Raw genomic sequence first — 14,319 nt, forward strand, 5'->3', positions numbered from 1 at the left:
CCCCGTCACCCAAATCAATGAACGCCCGGTCGAAGTCCCACCCGCCCGCACGGCGTACCGCGTCCGCGGACACCGGCACCGTCTTGATCGAGGAGGAGGGGATCGCCGCCGGGGCTCCCGCGTACGCGGTCAATAGTCGGCAGGGTCCCCAGATCGATCTTCCACCCCTGCACCTTCAGCGAGGACAACGGTTGCGGGGAACCCTTGTCGAAGAACGGGCGCACCGCACGGGACGCCTGCCACAACTCGTCCACCCACTGCGGGCGGGTGATCGTCGCCATCCCAGCATCATTGGCGGGAAGAACGTCATTCAACGCCGCCGTCAACAGCTGCGGGGGCGTGCCCCGCCGGTACCCGTCCGCGAACGCCGCCGACACCCGAGCCAGGGACAGGTCCCCACCGGTCGAAGGCACAACCTGCGCCGCCTGCACCGCCTGCGCGGTCGGGGCGGCGGTAGGGGGTGTTCTCCCGTTCGCGCGGGGCGGGCTGGGCCGGGGTGGCGGCCTGTGGGACGGTTTGTGGGACGGCTGGTGTGGGGTTCATGTTGTTCTCCTGGGTGGGGGTTTGGGCGGCGGTGACGGTGGTCACGCGGGCGTCCGGGTAGGCGGGCAGGGTGACGAGGGAGACCTCTCGGAGGGTGGCGGCGGACACCAGGAGGGTGTCCCCGTCGGCGGCGTAGGCGTAGTCGGTGATCATCGCCCCGACCGACAGGCCGTCCCGGGAACCGTTCTTCGCCTGGACGAGAGCGGTGTCACCGTCATGACCGGGATGCACGGTGAACGTCGCGTCGGCATGGTCGACGCCGTCCTGGAAGTCGGTCATGTAGCCGACCGCGGCAGCGTATGTGTCGTGTTGGATCAGCAGTTTCACCGCGGACAGGTCGGTGGGCACGGCAAGGGACCCCGCGGCGAACTGGGTCGGCCCGGTGGAGGCGTGACCGGTCTCACCGTAGGAGACGATCCGGCCGGTGATGGTGCGGGCGGCGGGCGAGGAAGCGGTCACCGTCACGGTGAGGGACGCCTGAAGAGGTTCAGGGGTGTGGGACTGACTCGGGTGGGGTGGATTGGTCATGGGGTGGGGTCTTCCTTCGGCGTGTCGGGGTTCTCCTGCGGGGTGTCGCCGCGCAGCGGAACACTCTGTCCGGCCTCGATGAGGCGGCACTCGTCGGGGGTGTAGATTCCCGCGGCTATGGCGGACTGGTAGCCCTGCATGCGCGCGTTGAAGTCACCGGCGATCAGGGCTGCGGTGACCGCCGTGCATTCCTGTCCCTGCGGGAGCACGTCCGGCAGGGTGAGGCGGGAGGTGATCGCGTCCACGTAGGGTTGCAGGGTGTAGTCCAGGAGTTCGCGGGATCGGGCGGGCACGGTGGTGTAGTTCATGCCGTTGCCTTCCACGGACACGTCCACCGCCCAGGCGGGCAGGTTGCAGGCGCGCGCCACGTCCAGGGCGGACTGGGTGTGCGCGGCGATCATCAACTGCTCCGGGGCCTGCCCCATCGTGGTCGCGTTCACGGTGGCGTTGGTGAAACCGACACCACCGTTCTCGCCCGTGCGGGCGGCGACCCACCGGGCGATCAGGGCGTCGATCTGCTCCTGCGGCATCGGGGGTCCACCGGTTTGGTGCAAATGGATCGAGGGCACCGGGTTGCGGTAGGCGCGCGTCGTGGCCCGCTTCAACGCAATCGCGTCCCGAATGTCCTGCGCCGCAGTGTGCAGGATGCCCTCGTGGGGGCATCGACGCGAATCCACTCACCAGGCTTCACCCGCCTGGAATCCACCGCCAGCAGGGTCCCCGCCCCATCGGTGCGGGCCTGCCACTCGGGCACCCACGCGAACCGGGACGGGTAACCGGTAGCATACCGTTCGGTGATCTCCAGGAACGCCCGCCCGTGGAACAGCAACGCATCGACGATCCATGCCAGTGTGATCGGGCGGGGCCGTCCGGCCTCGATCTGGGAAACCCAGCCCGGTTGCCCCGGGATCGGGATTCCGGTTTTCGTCACCTGCAACGGGAACCGGGCGATCTGCTGGCAGATCAGGTTCCGGGCGCGGGCGATGACCGGCACCGACATCGCCTCCCTGCGTCCGACCGGCATCGTCTCGGTCCCGAACAGCTCACCCAGGGTGAGGCGGGTGAGAACATCGTCATCCCGCCACGGCGAGGCCGCCGGTGCCATCAGGGACGACTGCCGAAGACCGGCCACCACCCGAAACGGACTGAGAATTCCCATACCCACCACCCTCAATGCGACCCCCTACACGGGGCGAATCAGCGGCGTTTCCGCTGCCTGCGCCGGTACTGCTCGCGAGCGCATTCCGCGTTCGTGACGCCGGGGTGGATGGTGTGTTCGTGGCGGACGGCGACGTCGTGGAATTCGCCGCGGTCCATGGCGAAACCGTGCCAGTAGGGGCATGCGTGGCAGCGCACGACGATCAGGCTCGCGGACTCGTCGCACCAGGTGTAGTCGGTGGTTTTTCGGGGCATGGGGGGTGTCCTTCTTTAGACGAATCGGAAGATCGGTTCGGCGGGGATGGGGTCGCCGTGGTCGTAGGCTCATAACCCGACCGCGGAGGCTTCCGGGCCGATGATCGCTCCGGTGGAGCGGGAGCGGGAGAACACTCGAACATCCCCCGACTGGCGCATGACCAGATTCGCGAGACCGGTGGTCAGGGTGCGGGAGCCGTCGTGTTTGAGGGTGCGGGCTTCGGTCACATACCCCAGCCACGCCTCGCACGCGGTCGCGAAGTCTTTGGGCCCGGTGGTGGACGGTTTCACGTACAGGGCGCCGGACTCGTAGGCGCGCTCCAGCTCGTCGGTGATCGCCCGGGTCGGCCCACCGTCGTCCGCGGCCAGATGCGCGGGCTGCCAGTGGGCGCACAGGTCGAGCAGGAACGGCACCACCCATGTGGTCCCGCCGGCGGTGTGCAGGATGCGAGTACACGGGGCCCCGTCGATGTCGCGCCAGGTGGCGCACACCGTCGCCAGCTCGTTCCCGGGAGAAACCGCGTAGGCGATGGCCAGAGCACGGCGGGAGGGAACCTGGATGGGGTCGGCGGTCAAGGCGGCGAAGTCCGCAGCAGGCACGAGCGGGTCGATGGTTTCGGTGAGCCGGTTCATGTAGGCGCGCATCCACTCCCCGCGCGGCTGGTTTGCTGCTTCTTTCTCCAACGCGGCCTGGGTGATCGTGTTCCCCAACGCCGGATGGAACACCCACCATGTTTTCGGTTCGTAGGGGTCCGCACCGTCGGGCATCGCCCACTCGGCGTAGAACATGTTCGGGTCTCCGGAGCGTCCGCGTTCCACGTACTCGTTCATGAACCCGGACTGTGCCGTGCCCTGGGTTCTGATCATCCAGATTTGCGATACCCCGTCCAGGGTGGACTGTGCGGGGCCGATAGCGCCCATCAGCTCCCCACCACGGACCGCATCGTGCTTCCAAATCTCGTCCAACGTCACCAGGTGCGGTGTCTCGCCGTGGATCGCGGACGGGGAGGGGGCGAACAAATGCACACCCGACCCGTTGGCGACGGTGATCGACTCGGTGCCCTGCGCCCGCCGAATCTTGAACAAAGACGCCAACGGTGAGGCCCCCACCAGCTCGCCGAGGTCGGTGAAGCGGGCGCGGGCGTCTTTCCCGGTCTGCGCGGTGAAAAACGCTTTGACCCCCGGGCGGGTCATGATCCGATGCAACTGCACCGGCCCCACCAGCGTGGTCTTCCTCGACTGGCGCGGCACCGTGACCAACACGATCTTGTACTTGTACGACCCGTCCGGATTCTTCTCCGTCGCCCCCCTCGCCACGATGCGCTGCCACGGCATCAACGGTTTCCCCAACGCCGCGGCAAGCTTTCCGATCTGATGACCCTCCGTGGCCGCGGCCGGATCGAGCGGGGTCAGGAACCGGGGTTCAGGAGCGAACACCGTCAGCCGCATCGTCCTGCAACAGGGCGGCGACAACCTCGTCCAGTGCGTCACGGCGGGTGGCTTCCGGTTGCGGCAGCGACGCCAACACCTCGTTCATCACCCGTAGCAGGTTCGCCCGCCCGCTCGGGGCACCCCGCCCGGTCGAGGAATCCAGGTCACGGGCCGTGACCCTCGCCAGCTCACACACACCCGCATGATGCGCCTGCACATACCCCAACCGGGTCAACTCATCAATCTGCGCCACCACCATCGCCTCCAGACCCCCACGGCCGGGACGAAAGCTTCGAAACCCGGGAGCGTCACGGATTCAACCGCATCACCACTCATCGCTCTCATTCCTCTCGGATCACTTTTTTTCAGGACGTTTCGGGGGGATACGGACACGCTGCGCGGGATGTCCCGGCTACTCGACAGTAAAAAAATCCCGCCCGTCCTCAACGATCTCCTCCCCCGTCACCGCACGATTCCCCCGCGCCTCGTTACACCGCCTGTGCGCCGGGGCAAGATTCAACACGTCGTACACGGCACCCCCCTTCGAGCGGGGCACCACGTGATCGGCCGTATCCGCACCCGGGAGACCACACAACCAACACGTGTCCCCATACGTGGCAAGCGTCAACGCCACGAACTGCTGCGCACGACGCCCACCCCACCCCGGCTGCGAAACCCCCGGCTCCGCCACCACACCCGGACCACGACCCAGCCCACTCACCACACACCACCATCCGGGTCGAAACGGGCGGCCTCGAACACCTGGAACACCGGCCGCGGATGGGTGCGCCAATGCTCGACGAGCTCCGCCGACGCATACGCATACGCCCGAGCGGCAGGACCAAGGAACAAACTGTAGGGGTCGATACCCAACCGCCTCCCCCAAGCGTTCAACATCGCACCCCGCGTCTCCTCCTCCGCCACCACATACGCCGCCTGCCGCACCACCTCGAACTCCTCACGCAGGCCACGCCACCGCGACACGGCGAACCCGAACACCGGCGAGGTCACCACACACCACCCGATACCCTGGGGCCGTGCCCACCATCGACGCCACCCGGCTTGCCCTTACCCTCACCCTCGTCCTGGCCGCGGCCGGTCTGATCACCGTGCTCGGCATCCTGATCCAGTTCGCGATCATCCGCACCGCCGTGCTGTCGGCTCTGCGCCAACACGCCCACGAGAACCGCGCGCACCCGCCCGGCACGGGCACGCCGCCGCTCACCCAGCAACAGACCGTAACCACCCCAGGCCAGGACCACGAACAGCAGCAGCAGCCACCCCGGCGTCTCCAGATCGGGGACACGCTCCAAACACGCCGCGATCACCGCCGCACCTCCCGCCGCGCCAACCGGTCCGCGTAGATCGCGTCCATATCCACCCGGTCATACCCGACGAGCAGCCGTCGGCCCGCGACCAGCCAGGGACCCGCCATCCCGTCATGCCCGCCCGTGGCCACCAACACGGCCACGAACCGGACCTGCGCCGCGGCACGCCGCCGCTGATCCTCCGCCACAATCGTGGAAGCACGGTCCGCAGCCGCGTCCAAACCGCGGGCGGTGTGCCGCAACGACGCCACCACCACCCGGCGGTCCGCCTCAGCCGAGGTCGAAGACCTGCTGAACATACTCATCACGATTGGTTTTCCTTCCAAGGTCTGCGGCCATCCAGGCCAACTCTTCCCGGGTGTAGACGCGGCCCGGGGCCACCACCTGCCCGGTCCGGCTGGTAAACCGCCCATCACACCGGGCACCACACCCATGACGACACCACCCCGACGCATCCCACCCATGCCGGGCACCCACCGGCCGATACGGCGCACACCGCATCGCCTGCCTCATCGCCCACCCCCACGACGGCGGACACTACCGACGCTGAACCAGTCCCACACCACAGCGACACCCCACACGGCCGCGATCAGGGGAAGGATCAAGGCGGGCATCACCGGGGCACCTCGCAGTCCGCCCGATAGCACATGCAGGCCCCGGGGTATGACGACGAGGGGCCATGCATCACGATCCCCTCGCCGCCACCGGAGACCCGGACGCCGTTCGCAAACTCGCCGTCGCCGTGCTTCATCTTTCCGACGCGATCAAGAGCATCGCCCGAGAACTCGACAAGCCCAGGTCCTGACCAATCGCAGTCGGCTCGATAGCACTGACACTCCCCATACGGCGTCGGGCCATGTCCAGCCCGCCCCACGGCGACACCCGTCTCCCTCACCGCGTTCGGCGGGTTCACATCCACGCCCGCCAGCAGTTGGGCCGACACGTTCGCGAGGTGCTTGGACACCTCCGCATCGGTGATGTCGTCGGCGGTGACGATCTCAGCTGCGGCGCGTTTCCTCCCGTGACTGTCCGTCTCGATATCGAACACGACAGTGATGGCATGCTCCCGCGGGTTGATCCTCTTGATCCGGGTCAGGTATTTCGTGATCATCGGTGTTTTCTTCTTCCTGCTGTTTGGTGAGTGTTGGGAGCGGTGGGCCCCCCACAGCCGAATGGGCACGGTTTTTAGGCGCGCCACATCAGCAGAGAGGGACCCACCGCGGGGTGCTGCTCTTCGGAGCCGCGCCGGTCGCTATCGGGCCACCACCCCTTTCGGGACGGTCAGGGCCGGGATGTGTGACAGAGGATTCATCTGGGGTGCGCCGCCCGGGCCTGTCTTTATCAGCGCGCTCTGCCACTCGTGGTCACTTTTGGTAACGCGGGTACAGCTCCGCGGGTCCCACCCCTACACGGGGCGTAGTGTCGTACCTGTTTCAGCCATATTCAGTTATCCCCTTCCACGAAGAAACAGGAGAACCACGAGGATGACGTGAAATCACATTTTTGTGCATGGATCATCTGATTGCGATCTTGCGACCAGAGACACGCATTTGGAGCGGCGTGTCGAGAAATTGGTTATCTCCGTACTACCCTGGGCATCATGACAATCACGACGACTCCGGGGATCGATGCCCTACACAAGCGACTTCGCATGGCACGCATCGGCGCAGACCTGGAGCAAGCGGATATCTCTGAGCGACTGGGCGTCGCACGCAACACCGTGAGCAACTGGGAGACGGGGCGCTCGGAGCCCTCCGCAACCCACTTCGTTCAGTGGGCGCTCATCTGCGGTGTCCCGCTCGAATGGCTGGGGGCCATTAACGATGAAACCCCCGCCGAAGCGGGGGTTTCACATGATGGTGCGCCACGAGGGATTCGAACCCCCAACCTTCTGATCCGTAGTCAGATGCTCTATCCGTTGAGCTAGTGGCGCATGCTCCATGCGTACTCGCGCGGAACGGATTAGAGCCTACATGACCGCATCGGAGACCGCCAATTGACGCGGAAGGGGTGGCGGGACGCTTCTGAAGCCGGCCGAATCCGGCGACCCTTCGCGACGCGACAGCCGTAGCATGAAGGCATGGTCACCGAGTTCAGCAACCAGAAGGACGCCGGGCGGTACGAGATGCGGGTCGACGTGGAGTTGGCCGGCTTCGTGGACTATCGCGTGCTGGACGGTGAGATCTCGCTCACGCGCACGTTCACCGTCCCGACGTTCCGCGGGAAGGGCCTCGCGGCGAAGCTGGTCGAGTACGCCGTGGACGACATCGCCAGGAGCGGAGAGCTGCGGGTGGCGCCGATCTGCCCGTACATCGCCAAGTGGTTCGATGCGCATCCCGAACACTCGGGGCTGCTGCGGCGTTAGACCGGGCGATGCGGGAGGCCGGGGAGAGACGCGCGGCGCGAGCCGTGCGCTTCGGGGGCGCGGACACGCTCGCGATCCGGTCTGAGCCTGTGCGCGCCCCCCGGGGCAACGAGGTCATCGTACGGGTCACCCACGCGGCGATCGGGGCCACGGATGTGACGGCTGTCCAGGGCCGATACGTCCTCCAGCCGTTCACCAGGCTGGTGCCGGGGTACGACTTCATCGGAGTGCTCGAAACGGAATCGGCGATGTCGGCCGCGCTCGGGCTGCGGAAGGGCAGGCGCGTCGCCGGGGTCCTGCCGGGCATGGGCGCTCAGGCGACCCGGCTGGTGGTCACGCCGAAGACGCTGGTCGCCGTGCCCGAGAGCCTCGGTTCGGCGGTCGCCGCGACACTGGCCCGATCGCGATGCCGAGGCCGAGCGCGGCCTCGTAGAGAATGATCGCGGCGGAGGTCCCGCTCTAGGTGTGTTTCTCAGGGACGTTGGTCAATCTGCTGATGGGTGGCTGGCTGCCGATGGCGGTGTGGGGCCTGTGGTGATTGTAGGAGTGCAGCCAGGCCGGGAGTGCGTTGCGGCGGGCTGATTCGGAGTTGTAGTGCCGGGCGTATGCCCAGCCGTCGGCGAGGGTGCGGTGGAAGCGTTCGATCTTGCCGTTCGTCTGCGGATGGTAGGGCCGGGTGCGTTTCGGTTGGATGCTGAGCTCGGCGCAAGCGTCGCGCCAGGCGTATGAGCGGTATGCGGAGCCGTTGTCGGAGAGCACCTGTTCGACGGTGACGCCACGGCTGGCGAACCAGCCGACCGCTCGACGCAGAACAGCGATTGCAGTGGCGGCGGTTTCGTCGTCGTGGATCTCGGCGTAAGCGACACGGGAGTGATCGTCGATGACGGTATGAACGAACGCTGTGCCGGTGATCATGTCGCCGGTGATCCCGTGTTTCCCGGTCCGCTTCGCGGTGATGGCCTTGTTCCGCTCTCCCTGGAGACGTCCGACGTAGCGCCAGCCGCCACCGTCGGGGATGTTGCCGAGTTTCTTGATGTCGACGTGGATCATCGATCCGGGATGCTCGTGCTCGTAGCGGCGGGCGGGTTCGCCGGTGCGGACGTCGACGTGGCTGGGCCGATTGATCCGGCACCGGGAGAGGACCGTGTGAACGGTCGAGGCGGGCATGCCGAGCTGGGCGCCGATACCGACTGGTCCCAGCCGCTTCTTCCACCGCAGATGCACGACCTTGCGGACCAGTCTTCGCGGGGTCTTGTTCGGGCTGTGATGCGGCCGTGACGAACGGTCCAGCATTCCCGCCTCGCCCATCTCCACGTAACGACGAGCCCATCGGTCCGCGGTGCGTCAGGACACTCGGAAGTAGGTCGCCGCCGCAGCAACGGACCAGCCGTCGTCGACGACTTGGCGGGCCAGGCGGAGGCATTCGCGAGGAGTCAAAGCAGCATTAGCGTGGGTCACGAGGACCTCCTAAGTCATCGAGTGCAGGGAAACTAGACAGCCCCACTCTCGACCGGGAGGTCCTCACCCATCTATCGCGTCACACCTCAACCAACGTCCCTGAGCAGCACAACCTAGACCCCGGCGACGAGGCCGGTGCTCCACTCTCCTCCGGCCTCGGTGACCGAGAGTTCGCCCGCGTAGTCGAGGAGCCGTCCGAGCCCCCTGCTCGCGGCGGACTCGTACACGCCGACGACGACCACGCGCGCGCCGGAGGCGACAGCGGCGGCCAGCCCGGCCGGCGCGTCCTCGAAGGCGAGGCAGGATGCGGCGGGAACGCCCAGTTTCTCGGCCGCCAGCAGGTAGGCCTGCGGGTCGGGCTTGCCGCGCACGACATCCTCCGCCGCCACCAGGACAGGCGGGACCGGGACACCCGCCGCCGCCATCCGGGCGACGGCCAGCTCGCGCGGTGCGCTGGTGACCACGGCGACGGGGGCGCCCGCGTCGATCAGCGCGGCCAGGAGAGCCCCGGCTCCGGGCACCTCCACGATGCCCTCGGTGCGGGCGACCTCCTCGGCGACAAGGGCGGAGAGGAGCTCGCCGAGCTCGGCGGGGGAACGCTGCGGGAGGAAGCGCGCCAGGGTGTCGATCGCCTGGCGGCCGTGCGCGTACCCTAGGATCTCGGCGGGGTCGAGGCCGTTCGCCCGGCTGAACTCGGTCCACACCGCCTCCACGACGGGGGTGGAGTCGACGAGAGTGCCGTCCATGTCGAAGAGGAATCCGGCCGCGGTCAGCTGCATGCCCCCAGCGTAGAGGGCGCGCGTGGACGGGACGGTCAGCCTCCGGCCGGGCGGGCGTTCTGCGCGGCGGGAAGGCCGACGGACGCACGGCCGGCCGCAGGGGCGCCGGACCGGTCGGTCCAGCGCCCTCTGCGACGCGGTTGGTTCAGTGTTTGAACGCGTCCTTGACTTTCTCGGCGGCGTTCTTGAGGTCGGCCTTCACCTGGTCGAGCTTGCCCTCCCCTTCAAGCTGCTCGTCGCCGGTGGCCTTGCCCGCGGCTTCTTTCGCCTTGCCTCCGGCATCCTCGGCCGCGTTCTTGATTTTGTCGTCGAGTCCCATGACCTCGTCCTTTCGCTTGCTCGGTGATCGTTCTTCCTCTGGGACGCTCCCACGCGGGTGGGCGCTCTTCCAGCCTCCACACTCCGGGCTGATTTTCAACCCCCCATAGCCTCCTCTTCCGGCCCGCGTACGGGACGAAGAGAATGGAGCACTGTGAGCACCGATCTCCCCCGGAACACCTACCGCCTCCAGATCACCCCCGAGTTCACGCTCCGGGACGCCGCCCGGACGCTCGGCCAGCTGGCGCGGCTCGGGGTGGACGCGGTCTACCTGTCGCCGCTGCTGCAAGCCGAACCGGGCTCCGCTCACGGCTACGACGTGACCGATCCGACCCGGGTGGACGCGGAACGCGGCGGTCCGGACGCGCTCCGCAAGTTCGCAGACAGCGTACACGCGCACGGGATGCGCGTGGTCGTGGACATCGTCCCCAACCACCTCGGCGTAGCGACGCCGGCGAACACAGCCTGGTGGTGGGACGTCCTGGCGGGCGGGCCGGAAGCCGGGCACGCGGGCTTCTTCGACATCGATTGGGCGTTCGGCGGTGGGCGCGTGCGCATCCCGGTGCTGGGCGAAGGCGCGGACGAGCTGGACAAGCTGAGGGTGGAAGACGGCGAACTGCGGTACGGGGAGCACCGCTTCCCGATCGCGGCCGGAACGGAAGGCGGTTCGCCGCGCGAGGTACACGAACGGCAGCACTACGAACTCGTCTCGTGGCGACGGGCGGACGCGGACCTGAACTACCGGCGCTTCTTCGCGGTGGACACGCTCGCCGGTGTACGCGTGGAGGACCCGCGCGTGTTCGGGGAGACGCACCGTGAGATCGGCCGGTGGCTGCGCGAGGGCCTGGTGGACGGGCTGCGCGTCGACCACCCCGACGGGCTGCGCGACCCCGGCGCGTACCTGGAGCGGCTGGCGGAACTCGCCGGCGGGAGGCCGGTCTGGGTCGAGAAGATCCTGGAGGGCGACGAGCGCATTCCGGCCTGGCCGATCAGCGGGACCACCGGGTACGACGCGCTCGGGGCGGTCGACCGGGTGTTCATCGACCCGTCCGGCGAGGAGCCGCTGACCGCGCTCGCGGAGGAGGTGGACGACCGGGAGGAGAGCCGCGACTGGCCCGCGCTCATCCACCGCCGCAAGCGGTCCGCGGCCGACGGCATCCTGCGTTCAGAGGTACTGCGGGTGACGCGCGAGCTCACGACGGCCGGTGCGACGGCCGATCCCGAGACGCTGGCGGATGCGGTGGCCGAACTGGCCGCGGCCTTCCCCGTCTACCGCAGCTACCTGCCGTTCGGGCTCGGCTATCTGACAGCGGCGCGGGATGCGGCGCTCGCCGCCCGACCGGACCTCGCTGAGGCGCTGGAGGAAACGACTGGGCTCCTGAGCCGCGCCGGCTCCGGCCCGGCCGAGCGCTTCCAGCAGACGACCGGGGCGATCATGGCGAAAGGTGTCGAGGACAGCGCGTTCTACCGGGTCTCCCGGCTGGCCTCGCTCGCCGAGGTCGGCGCCGACCCCTCCGCGTTCGCGCTGACCGTGGAGGCGTTCCACCGCCTCCAGGCCGACCGGCTCGTGCGCCTCCCGCACTCGCTGACGGCGCTGAGCACGCACGACACCAAGCGCGGCGAGGACACCCGCGCGCGCATCGCGGTGCTCGCGGAGCTGCCGGAGCAGTGGAAGCGGTTCCTGACCGCGGTCCGCGAGCGGGTCGCGATCGGCGACGGCTCGCTGGAGAACCTGCTGTGGCAGTCGATCGTCGGCGCGTGGCCAGCCTCCCGGGAGCGGCTGCGCGCCTACGCGCTGAAAGCAGCGCGCGAAGCGGGAGCGAGCACGTCTTGGGCCGATCCGGACGCGGACGCCGAGACGGCGCTCGCCGGGCTGGTGGATGCCGCGTTCGACGACGAGCGGGTCCGCCACGAGGTGCTCGCGATAACCTCCCGGGTGGAGGCGCCGGGAGCGAGCAACGGACTCGGAGCGAAGCTCGTGCAGCTGACGATGCCGGGCATCCCGGACGTCTACCAAGGCTCGGAGCGCTGGGAACGCTCGCTGGTCGATCCGGACAATCGCCGGCCGGTCGAGTTCGACGTCTCCGCCGGGCTGCTCGCACGCCTGGACGCGGGCTGGCTGCCGGAGGTCGACTCCTCGGGGGCGGCGAAGGTGCTGGTCACCTCGCGCGCGCTGCGGCTGCGCCGCGACCGGCCCGAGCTGTTCGCGGAATACCGGCCGATGGCCGCCGAGGGGCCGCGAGCAGGCCACCTGCTCGGGTTCGACCGCGGCGGCGCGACGACCCTGGCGACGCGCCTCCCGGTCGGTCTCGAGCGCGCCGGCGGCTGGGGGGAGACGACCGTCGAGCTCGGAGACGAGCCACTGCGCGACGAACTGACCGGCCGCGAGCATCGCGGCCGGGTCAGAGTCGCGGCGATCCTGTCGCAGTATCCGGTCGCTCTGCTGGCGGTGCCGCGATGAGCGACCGCCGGTTCCCCGTGTGGGCGCCGAGGGCGAACGACGTGGCGGTCGTGGCGCCGGCGCTCGGGACGTTCGCGCTCACCGCCGCCCCCGACGGCTGGTGGCGGCTGCCGGAGCCGCTCGACGCGGGTCCCGAACCGCTCGACTACGGATTCGTCGTGGACGGGAGCGGCCCGCATCCCGACCCGCGCTCCCGGCGCCAGCCGAACGGAGTACACGCGCTCGGCCGCGAGTTCGACCCCGCCCCGGTCGAGCCCTGGCCCGGACGCGAGGCGACCGGCGCCGTCCTCTACGAGCTCCACCTCGGGACTTTCACACCCGAGGGTACTCTGGACGCGGCCGCCGAACGGCTCGACCACCTCGCCGGCCTCGGCGTGGAAGCGGTCGAGCTCCTCCCGGTCAATGCCTACAACGGGCCGTACGGCTGGGGCTATGACGGTGTGCTCTGGTACGCGGTCCACGAGCCGTACGGCGGACCGGAGGCGTACCAGCGCTTCGTCGCAGCCTGCCACCGCCGCGGGATCGCAGTGATCCAGGATGTCGTCTACAACCATCTGGGCCCGAGCGGCAACGCCCTGCCCGTCTTCGGCCCCTACCTCAGCGAGGGCCGCACCACCTGGGGAGCATCGGTCAACCTCGACGGAGCGCTCTCCGACGAGGTCCGGCGTCACATCCTGGACAACGCGGCCTACTGGCTGCGCGACCTGGGCGTGGACGGGTTGCGGCTGGACGCGGTGCATGCCCTCCAGGACTCCCGCGCCGAGCACATCCTGGAAGCGCTCGCCCGGCAGACCGAACAGTTGCGCGAGGAGACCGGCCGCCCGCTGACGCTCATCGCCGAGAGCGACCTCAACGACCCGCGGCTGATCCGCTCGCGGGCCCGGCACGGATACGGGCTCGACGCGCAGTGGAACGACGATGCGCACCACAGCATCCACGCGAACCTCACCGGCGAGACCTTCGGCTACTACGTCGATTTCGGGTCACCGGACGCGCTGGTGAAGGTCTTCGAACGCGGGTTCTTCCACGACGGGACGTACTCGGCCTTCCGCGAGCGCCACCACGGCCGGCCGCTGGAGGCCGATCAGCCGCACTCGCAGCTGGTCGCCTTCAGCCAGGACCACGACCAGATCGGCAACCGCGCTGCGGGCGACCGGCTCAGCGCGACCCTCGACGACGGACGGCTCGCCGTCGCGGCGGCGCTGACGCTGCTCGGCCCGTTCACGCCGATGCTGTTCATGGGCGAGGAATGGGCGGCCGGGACACCGTGGCCATTCTTCGCCTCGCATCCGGAGCCGGACCTCGCGGAGGCGACCCGCAGCGGACGGATCGCCGAGTTCGCCCGGATGGGCTGGGACCCGGCCGCAGTGGCCGACCCAATGGACCCGGCGACCTTCCACGCGGCGAAGCTCGACTGGAGCGAGCGCGACAGCGAGCGCGGAGCCCGGATGCTGGACTGGTATCGCACTCTGACGCGGCTGCGGCGGACGATGCCGACGGACGCGAGAGCGCGGGAGGTGCGGTTCGCGGACGGCGTGTTCTCCTTCGTGCGCGAGAGGACGCGGGTGACCGTCGGCCTCAGCGGGGGCGGTCTCCCGCACCCGGACGGGACGGAGGCCGTGCTGGCGAGCTTCGGGGACGCGGTGCTGGTGACGCGCGTCTCCGCCCATTCGGCATAGCGGCCGCCGACCACCG

Annotated in this window: 18 protein-coding genes, 1 tRNA gene and 2 pseudogenes; 6 read left to right on the forward strand and 15 right to left on the reverse strand. The window is 68.9% G+C overall.

The window, feature by feature from the left end; translation table 11 throughout:
- Window positions 1-14 precede the first annotated feature (14 nt).
- The 9 genes from O159_RS14680 to O159_RS11395 form a co-directional block, all read right to left on the reverse strand.
- Window positions 15-281, reverse strand: coding sequence for a hypothetical protein (locus O159_RS14680; RefSeq protein ID WP_144267681.1), 267 nt, complete (start codon window positions 279-281; stop codon window positions 15-17).
- 25 nt (window positions 282-306) lie between these two features.
- Window positions 307-1,071: an HK97 family phage prohead protease gene (locus O159_RS13455; RefSeq protein WP_021755930.1), complete on the reverse strand. Its 765-nt coding sequence runs from the start codon at window positions 1,069-1,071 to the stop codon at window positions 307-309.
- The gene (locus tag O159_RS13460) at window positions 1,068-1,748 is read right to left on the reverse strand and encodes a phage portal protein (RefSeq protein ID WP_081689886.1); all 681 of its coding nucleotides are present in this window, start codon (window positions 1,746-1,748) and stop codon (window positions 1,068-1,070) included. Before O159_RS13460 ends, O159_RS13455 begins: the two co-directional genes overlap by 4 nt.
- Window positions 1,673-2,230, reverse strand: coding sequence for a hypothetical protein (locus O159_RS11370; RefSeq protein ID WP_236609481.1), 558 nt, complete (start codon window positions 2,228-2,230; stop codon window positions 1,673-1,675). The genes O159_RS13460 and O159_RS11370 overlap by 76 nt, the downstream gene beginning before the upstream one ends.
- Before the next feature lie 38 nt (window positions 2,231-2,268).
- Window positions 2,269-2,484, reverse strand: coding sequence for a hypothetical protein (locus O159_RS11375; RefSeq protein WP_021755933.1), 216 nt, complete (start codon window positions 2,482-2,484; stop codon window positions 2,269-2,271).
- A 69-nt stretch (window positions 2,485-2,553) separates the two neighbouring features.
- Window positions 2,554-3,819 (reverse strand): hypothetical protein, encoded by a 1,266-nt coding sequence (locus tag O159_RS11380; protein WP_144267684.1) that lies wholly within the window; start codon window positions 3,817-3,819, stop codon window positions 2,554-2,556.
- A gap of 88 nt (window positions 3,820-3,907) precedes the next feature.
- On the reverse strand, window positions 3,908-4,174 hold the full coding sequence (locus tag O159_RS11385) for a hypothetical protein (protein WP_021755935.1): 267 nt from the start codon (window positions 4,172-4,174) through the stop codon (window positions 3,908-3,910).
- 153 nt (window positions 4,175-4,327) lie between these two features.
- Window positions 4,328-4,639, reverse strand: a complete 312-nt coding sequence (locus O159_RS16900) for an HNH endonuclease (protein WP_052323542.1) — start codon at window positions 4,637-4,639, stop codon at window positions 4,328-4,330.
- Window positions 4,633-4,926, reverse strand: coding sequence for a hypothetical protein (locus O159_RS11395; RefSeq protein ID WP_169725699.1), 294 nt, complete (start codon window positions 4,924-4,926; stop codon window positions 4,633-4,635). The genes O159_RS16900 and O159_RS11395 overlap by 7 nt, the downstream gene beginning before the upstream one ends.
- A 26-nt stretch (window positions 4,927-4,952) precedes the next feature.
- Here O159_RS11395 and O159_RS14685 point away from each other — a divergent pair, with 26 nt between their 5' ends.
- Window positions 4,953-5,279, forward strand: coding sequence for a hypothetical protein (locus O159_RS14685; protein ID WP_043993747.1), 327 nt, complete (start codon window positions 4,953-4,955; stop codon window positions 5,277-5,279).
- On the opposite strand, the gene O159_RS11405 is transcribed toward O159_RS14685, so the two are convergent.
- Together O159_RS11405 and O159_RS11410 are read right to left on the reverse strand one after the other, a co-directional pair.
- Window positions 5,240-5,548 (reverse strand): hypothetical protein, encoded by a 309-nt coding sequence (locus O159_RS11405; RefSeq protein ID WP_144267686.1) that lies wholly within the window; start codon window positions 5,546-5,548, stop codon window positions 5,240-5,242. The genes O159_RS14685 and O159_RS11405 overlap by 40 nt on opposite strands.
- A gap of 308 nt (window positions 5,549-5,856) precedes the next feature.
- A complete protein-coding gene (locus tag O159_RS11410) occupies window positions 5,857-6,354 on the reverse strand; it encodes a hypothetical protein (protein ID WP_021755942.1) in 498 nt (165 codons plus the stop codon).
- 540 nt (window positions 6,355-6,894) lie between these two features.
- Here O159_RS11410 and O159_RS16905 point away from each other — a divergent pair.
- Window positions 6,895-7,044: pseudogene (locus O159_RS16905) on the forward strand (helix-turn-helix domain-containing protein); the annotation flags it as partial.
- A gap of 56 nt (window positions 7,045-7,100) precedes the next feature.
- Here the strand turns inward: O159_RS16905 and O159_RS11415 are convergent.
- A tRNA-Arg gene (locus O159_RS11415) sits at window positions 7,101-7,176 on the reverse strand.
- A 147-nt stretch (window positions 7,177-7,323) separates the two neighbouring features.
- Between O159_RS11415 and O159_RS11420 the strand changes: the two genes are divergently transcribed.
- Both O159_RS11420 and O159_RS11425 read left to right on the forward strand, forming a co-directional pair.
- Window positions 7,324-7,608, forward strand: coding sequence for a GNAT family N-acetyltransferase (locus O159_RS11420; RefSeq protein WP_021755944.1), 285 nt, complete (start codon window positions 7,324-7,326; stop codon window positions 7,606-7,608).
- A gap of 89 nt (window positions 7,609-7,697) precedes the next feature.
- Window positions 7,698-8,048: an alcohol dehydrogenase catalytic domain-containing protein gene (locus O159_RS11425; RefSeq protein ID WP_144267688.1), complete on the forward strand. Its 351-nt coding sequence runs from the start codon at window positions 7,698-7,700 to the stop codon at window positions 8,046-8,048.
- A gap of 19 nt (window positions 8,049-8,067) precedes the next feature.
- Here the strand turns inward: O159_RS11425 and O159_RS11430 are convergent.
- From O159_RS11430 to O159_RS11440, 3 genes and pseudogenes are all read right to left on the reverse strand, one after another.
- A pseudogene (locus tag O159_RS11430) lies at window positions 8,068-9,066 on the reverse strand (IS481 family transposase).
- A 113-nt stretch (window positions 9,067-9,179) separates the two neighbouring features.
- Window positions 9,180-9,845 carry an HAD-IA family hydrolase gene (locus tag O159_RS11435; protein ID WP_021755946.1) on the reverse strand — a complete coding sequence of 222 codons (666 nt, stop codon included), beginning with the start codon at window positions 9,843-9,845 and terminating at the stop codon, window positions 9,180-9,182.
- Window positions 9,846-9,990: 145 nt separating this feature from the next.
- Entirely contained in the window at window positions 9,991-10,164 is a 174-nt protein-coding gene (locus O159_RS11440) for a CsbD family protein (RefSeq protein ID WP_043993749.1), read from the reverse strand.
- A gap of 153 nt (window positions 10,165-10,317) precedes the next feature.
- Here O159_RS11440 and treY point away from each other — a divergent pair, with 153 nt between their 5' ends.
- Together treY and treZ are read left to right on the forward strand one after the other, a co-directional pair.
- Window positions 10,318-12,624, forward strand: coding sequence for a malto-oligosyltrehalose synthase (gene treY, locus O159_RS11445; protein WP_021755947.1), 2,307 nt, complete (start codon window positions 10,318-10,320; stop codon window positions 12,622-12,624).
- Entirely contained in the window at window positions 12,621-14,303 is a 1,683-nt protein-coding gene (treZ, locus tag O159_RS11450; protein WP_021755948.1) for a malto-oligosyltrehalose trehalohydrolase, read from the forward strand. Before treY ends, treZ begins: the two co-directional genes overlap by 4 nt.
- The last annotated feature ends 16 nt before the right edge of the window (window positions 14,304-14,319 follow it).

The sequence above is a fragment of the Leifsonia xyli subsp. cynodontis DSM 46306 genome, from assembly GCF_000470775.1.
GTDB lineage: Bacteria > Actinomycetota > Actinomycetes > Actinomycetales > Microbacteriaceae > Leifsonia > Leifsonia cynodontis.

Excerpts from the sequence above, each read along its gene's own strand:
- O159_RS11380 (WP_144267684.1), bottom strand. The coding sequence starts at position 3,819 with ATGCCGTGGCAGCGCATCGTGGCGAGGGGGGCGACGGAGAAGAATCCG.
- treZ (WP_021755948.1), top strand. The coding sequence starts at position 12,621 with ATGAGCGACCGCCGGTTCCCCGTGTGGGCGCCGAGGGCGAACGACGTG.
- O159_RS14680 (WP_144267681.1), bottom strand. The coding sequence starts at position 281 with ATGGCGACGATCACCCGCCCGCAGTGGGTGGACGAGTTGTGGCAGGCG.
- O159_RS11410 (WP_021755942.1), bottom strand. The coding sequence starts at position 6,354 with ATGATCACGAAATACCTGACCCGGATCAAGAGGATCAACCCGCGGGAG.
- O159_RS11405 (WP_144267686.1), bottom strand. The coding sequence starts at position 5,548 with ATGAGTATGTTCAGCAGGTCTTCGACCTCGGCTGAGGCGGACCGCCGG.
- O159_RS11385 (WP_021755935.1), bottom strand. The coding sequence starts at position 4,174 with ATGGTGGTGGCGCAGATTGATGAGTTGACCCGGTTGGGGTATGTGCAG.
- O159_RS11375 (WP_021755933.1), bottom strand. The coding sequence starts at position 2,484 with ATGCCCCGAAAAACCACCGACTACACCTGGTGCGACGAGTCCGCGAGC.
- O159_RS11435 (WP_021755946.1), bottom strand. The coding sequence starts at position 9,845 with ATGCAGCTGACCGCGGCCGGATTCCTCTTCGACATGGACGGCACTCTC.
- O159_RS11420 (WP_021755944.1), top strand. The coding sequence starts at position 7,324 with ATGGTCACCGAGTTCAGCAACCAGAAGGACGCCGGGCGGTACGAGATG.
- O159_RS11440 (WP_043993749.1), bottom strand. The coding sequence starts at position 10,164 with ATGGGACTCGACGACAAAATCAAGAACGCGGCCGAGGATGCCGGAGGC.
- O159_RS11370 (WP_236609481.1), bottom strand. The coding sequence starts at position 2,230 with ATGGGAATTCTCAGTCCGTTTCGGGTGGTGGCCGGTCTTCGGCAGTCG.
- O159_RS13455 (WP_021755930.1), bottom strand. The coding sequence starts at position 1,071 with ATGACCAATCCACCCCACCCGAGTCAGTCCCACACCCCTGAACCTCTT.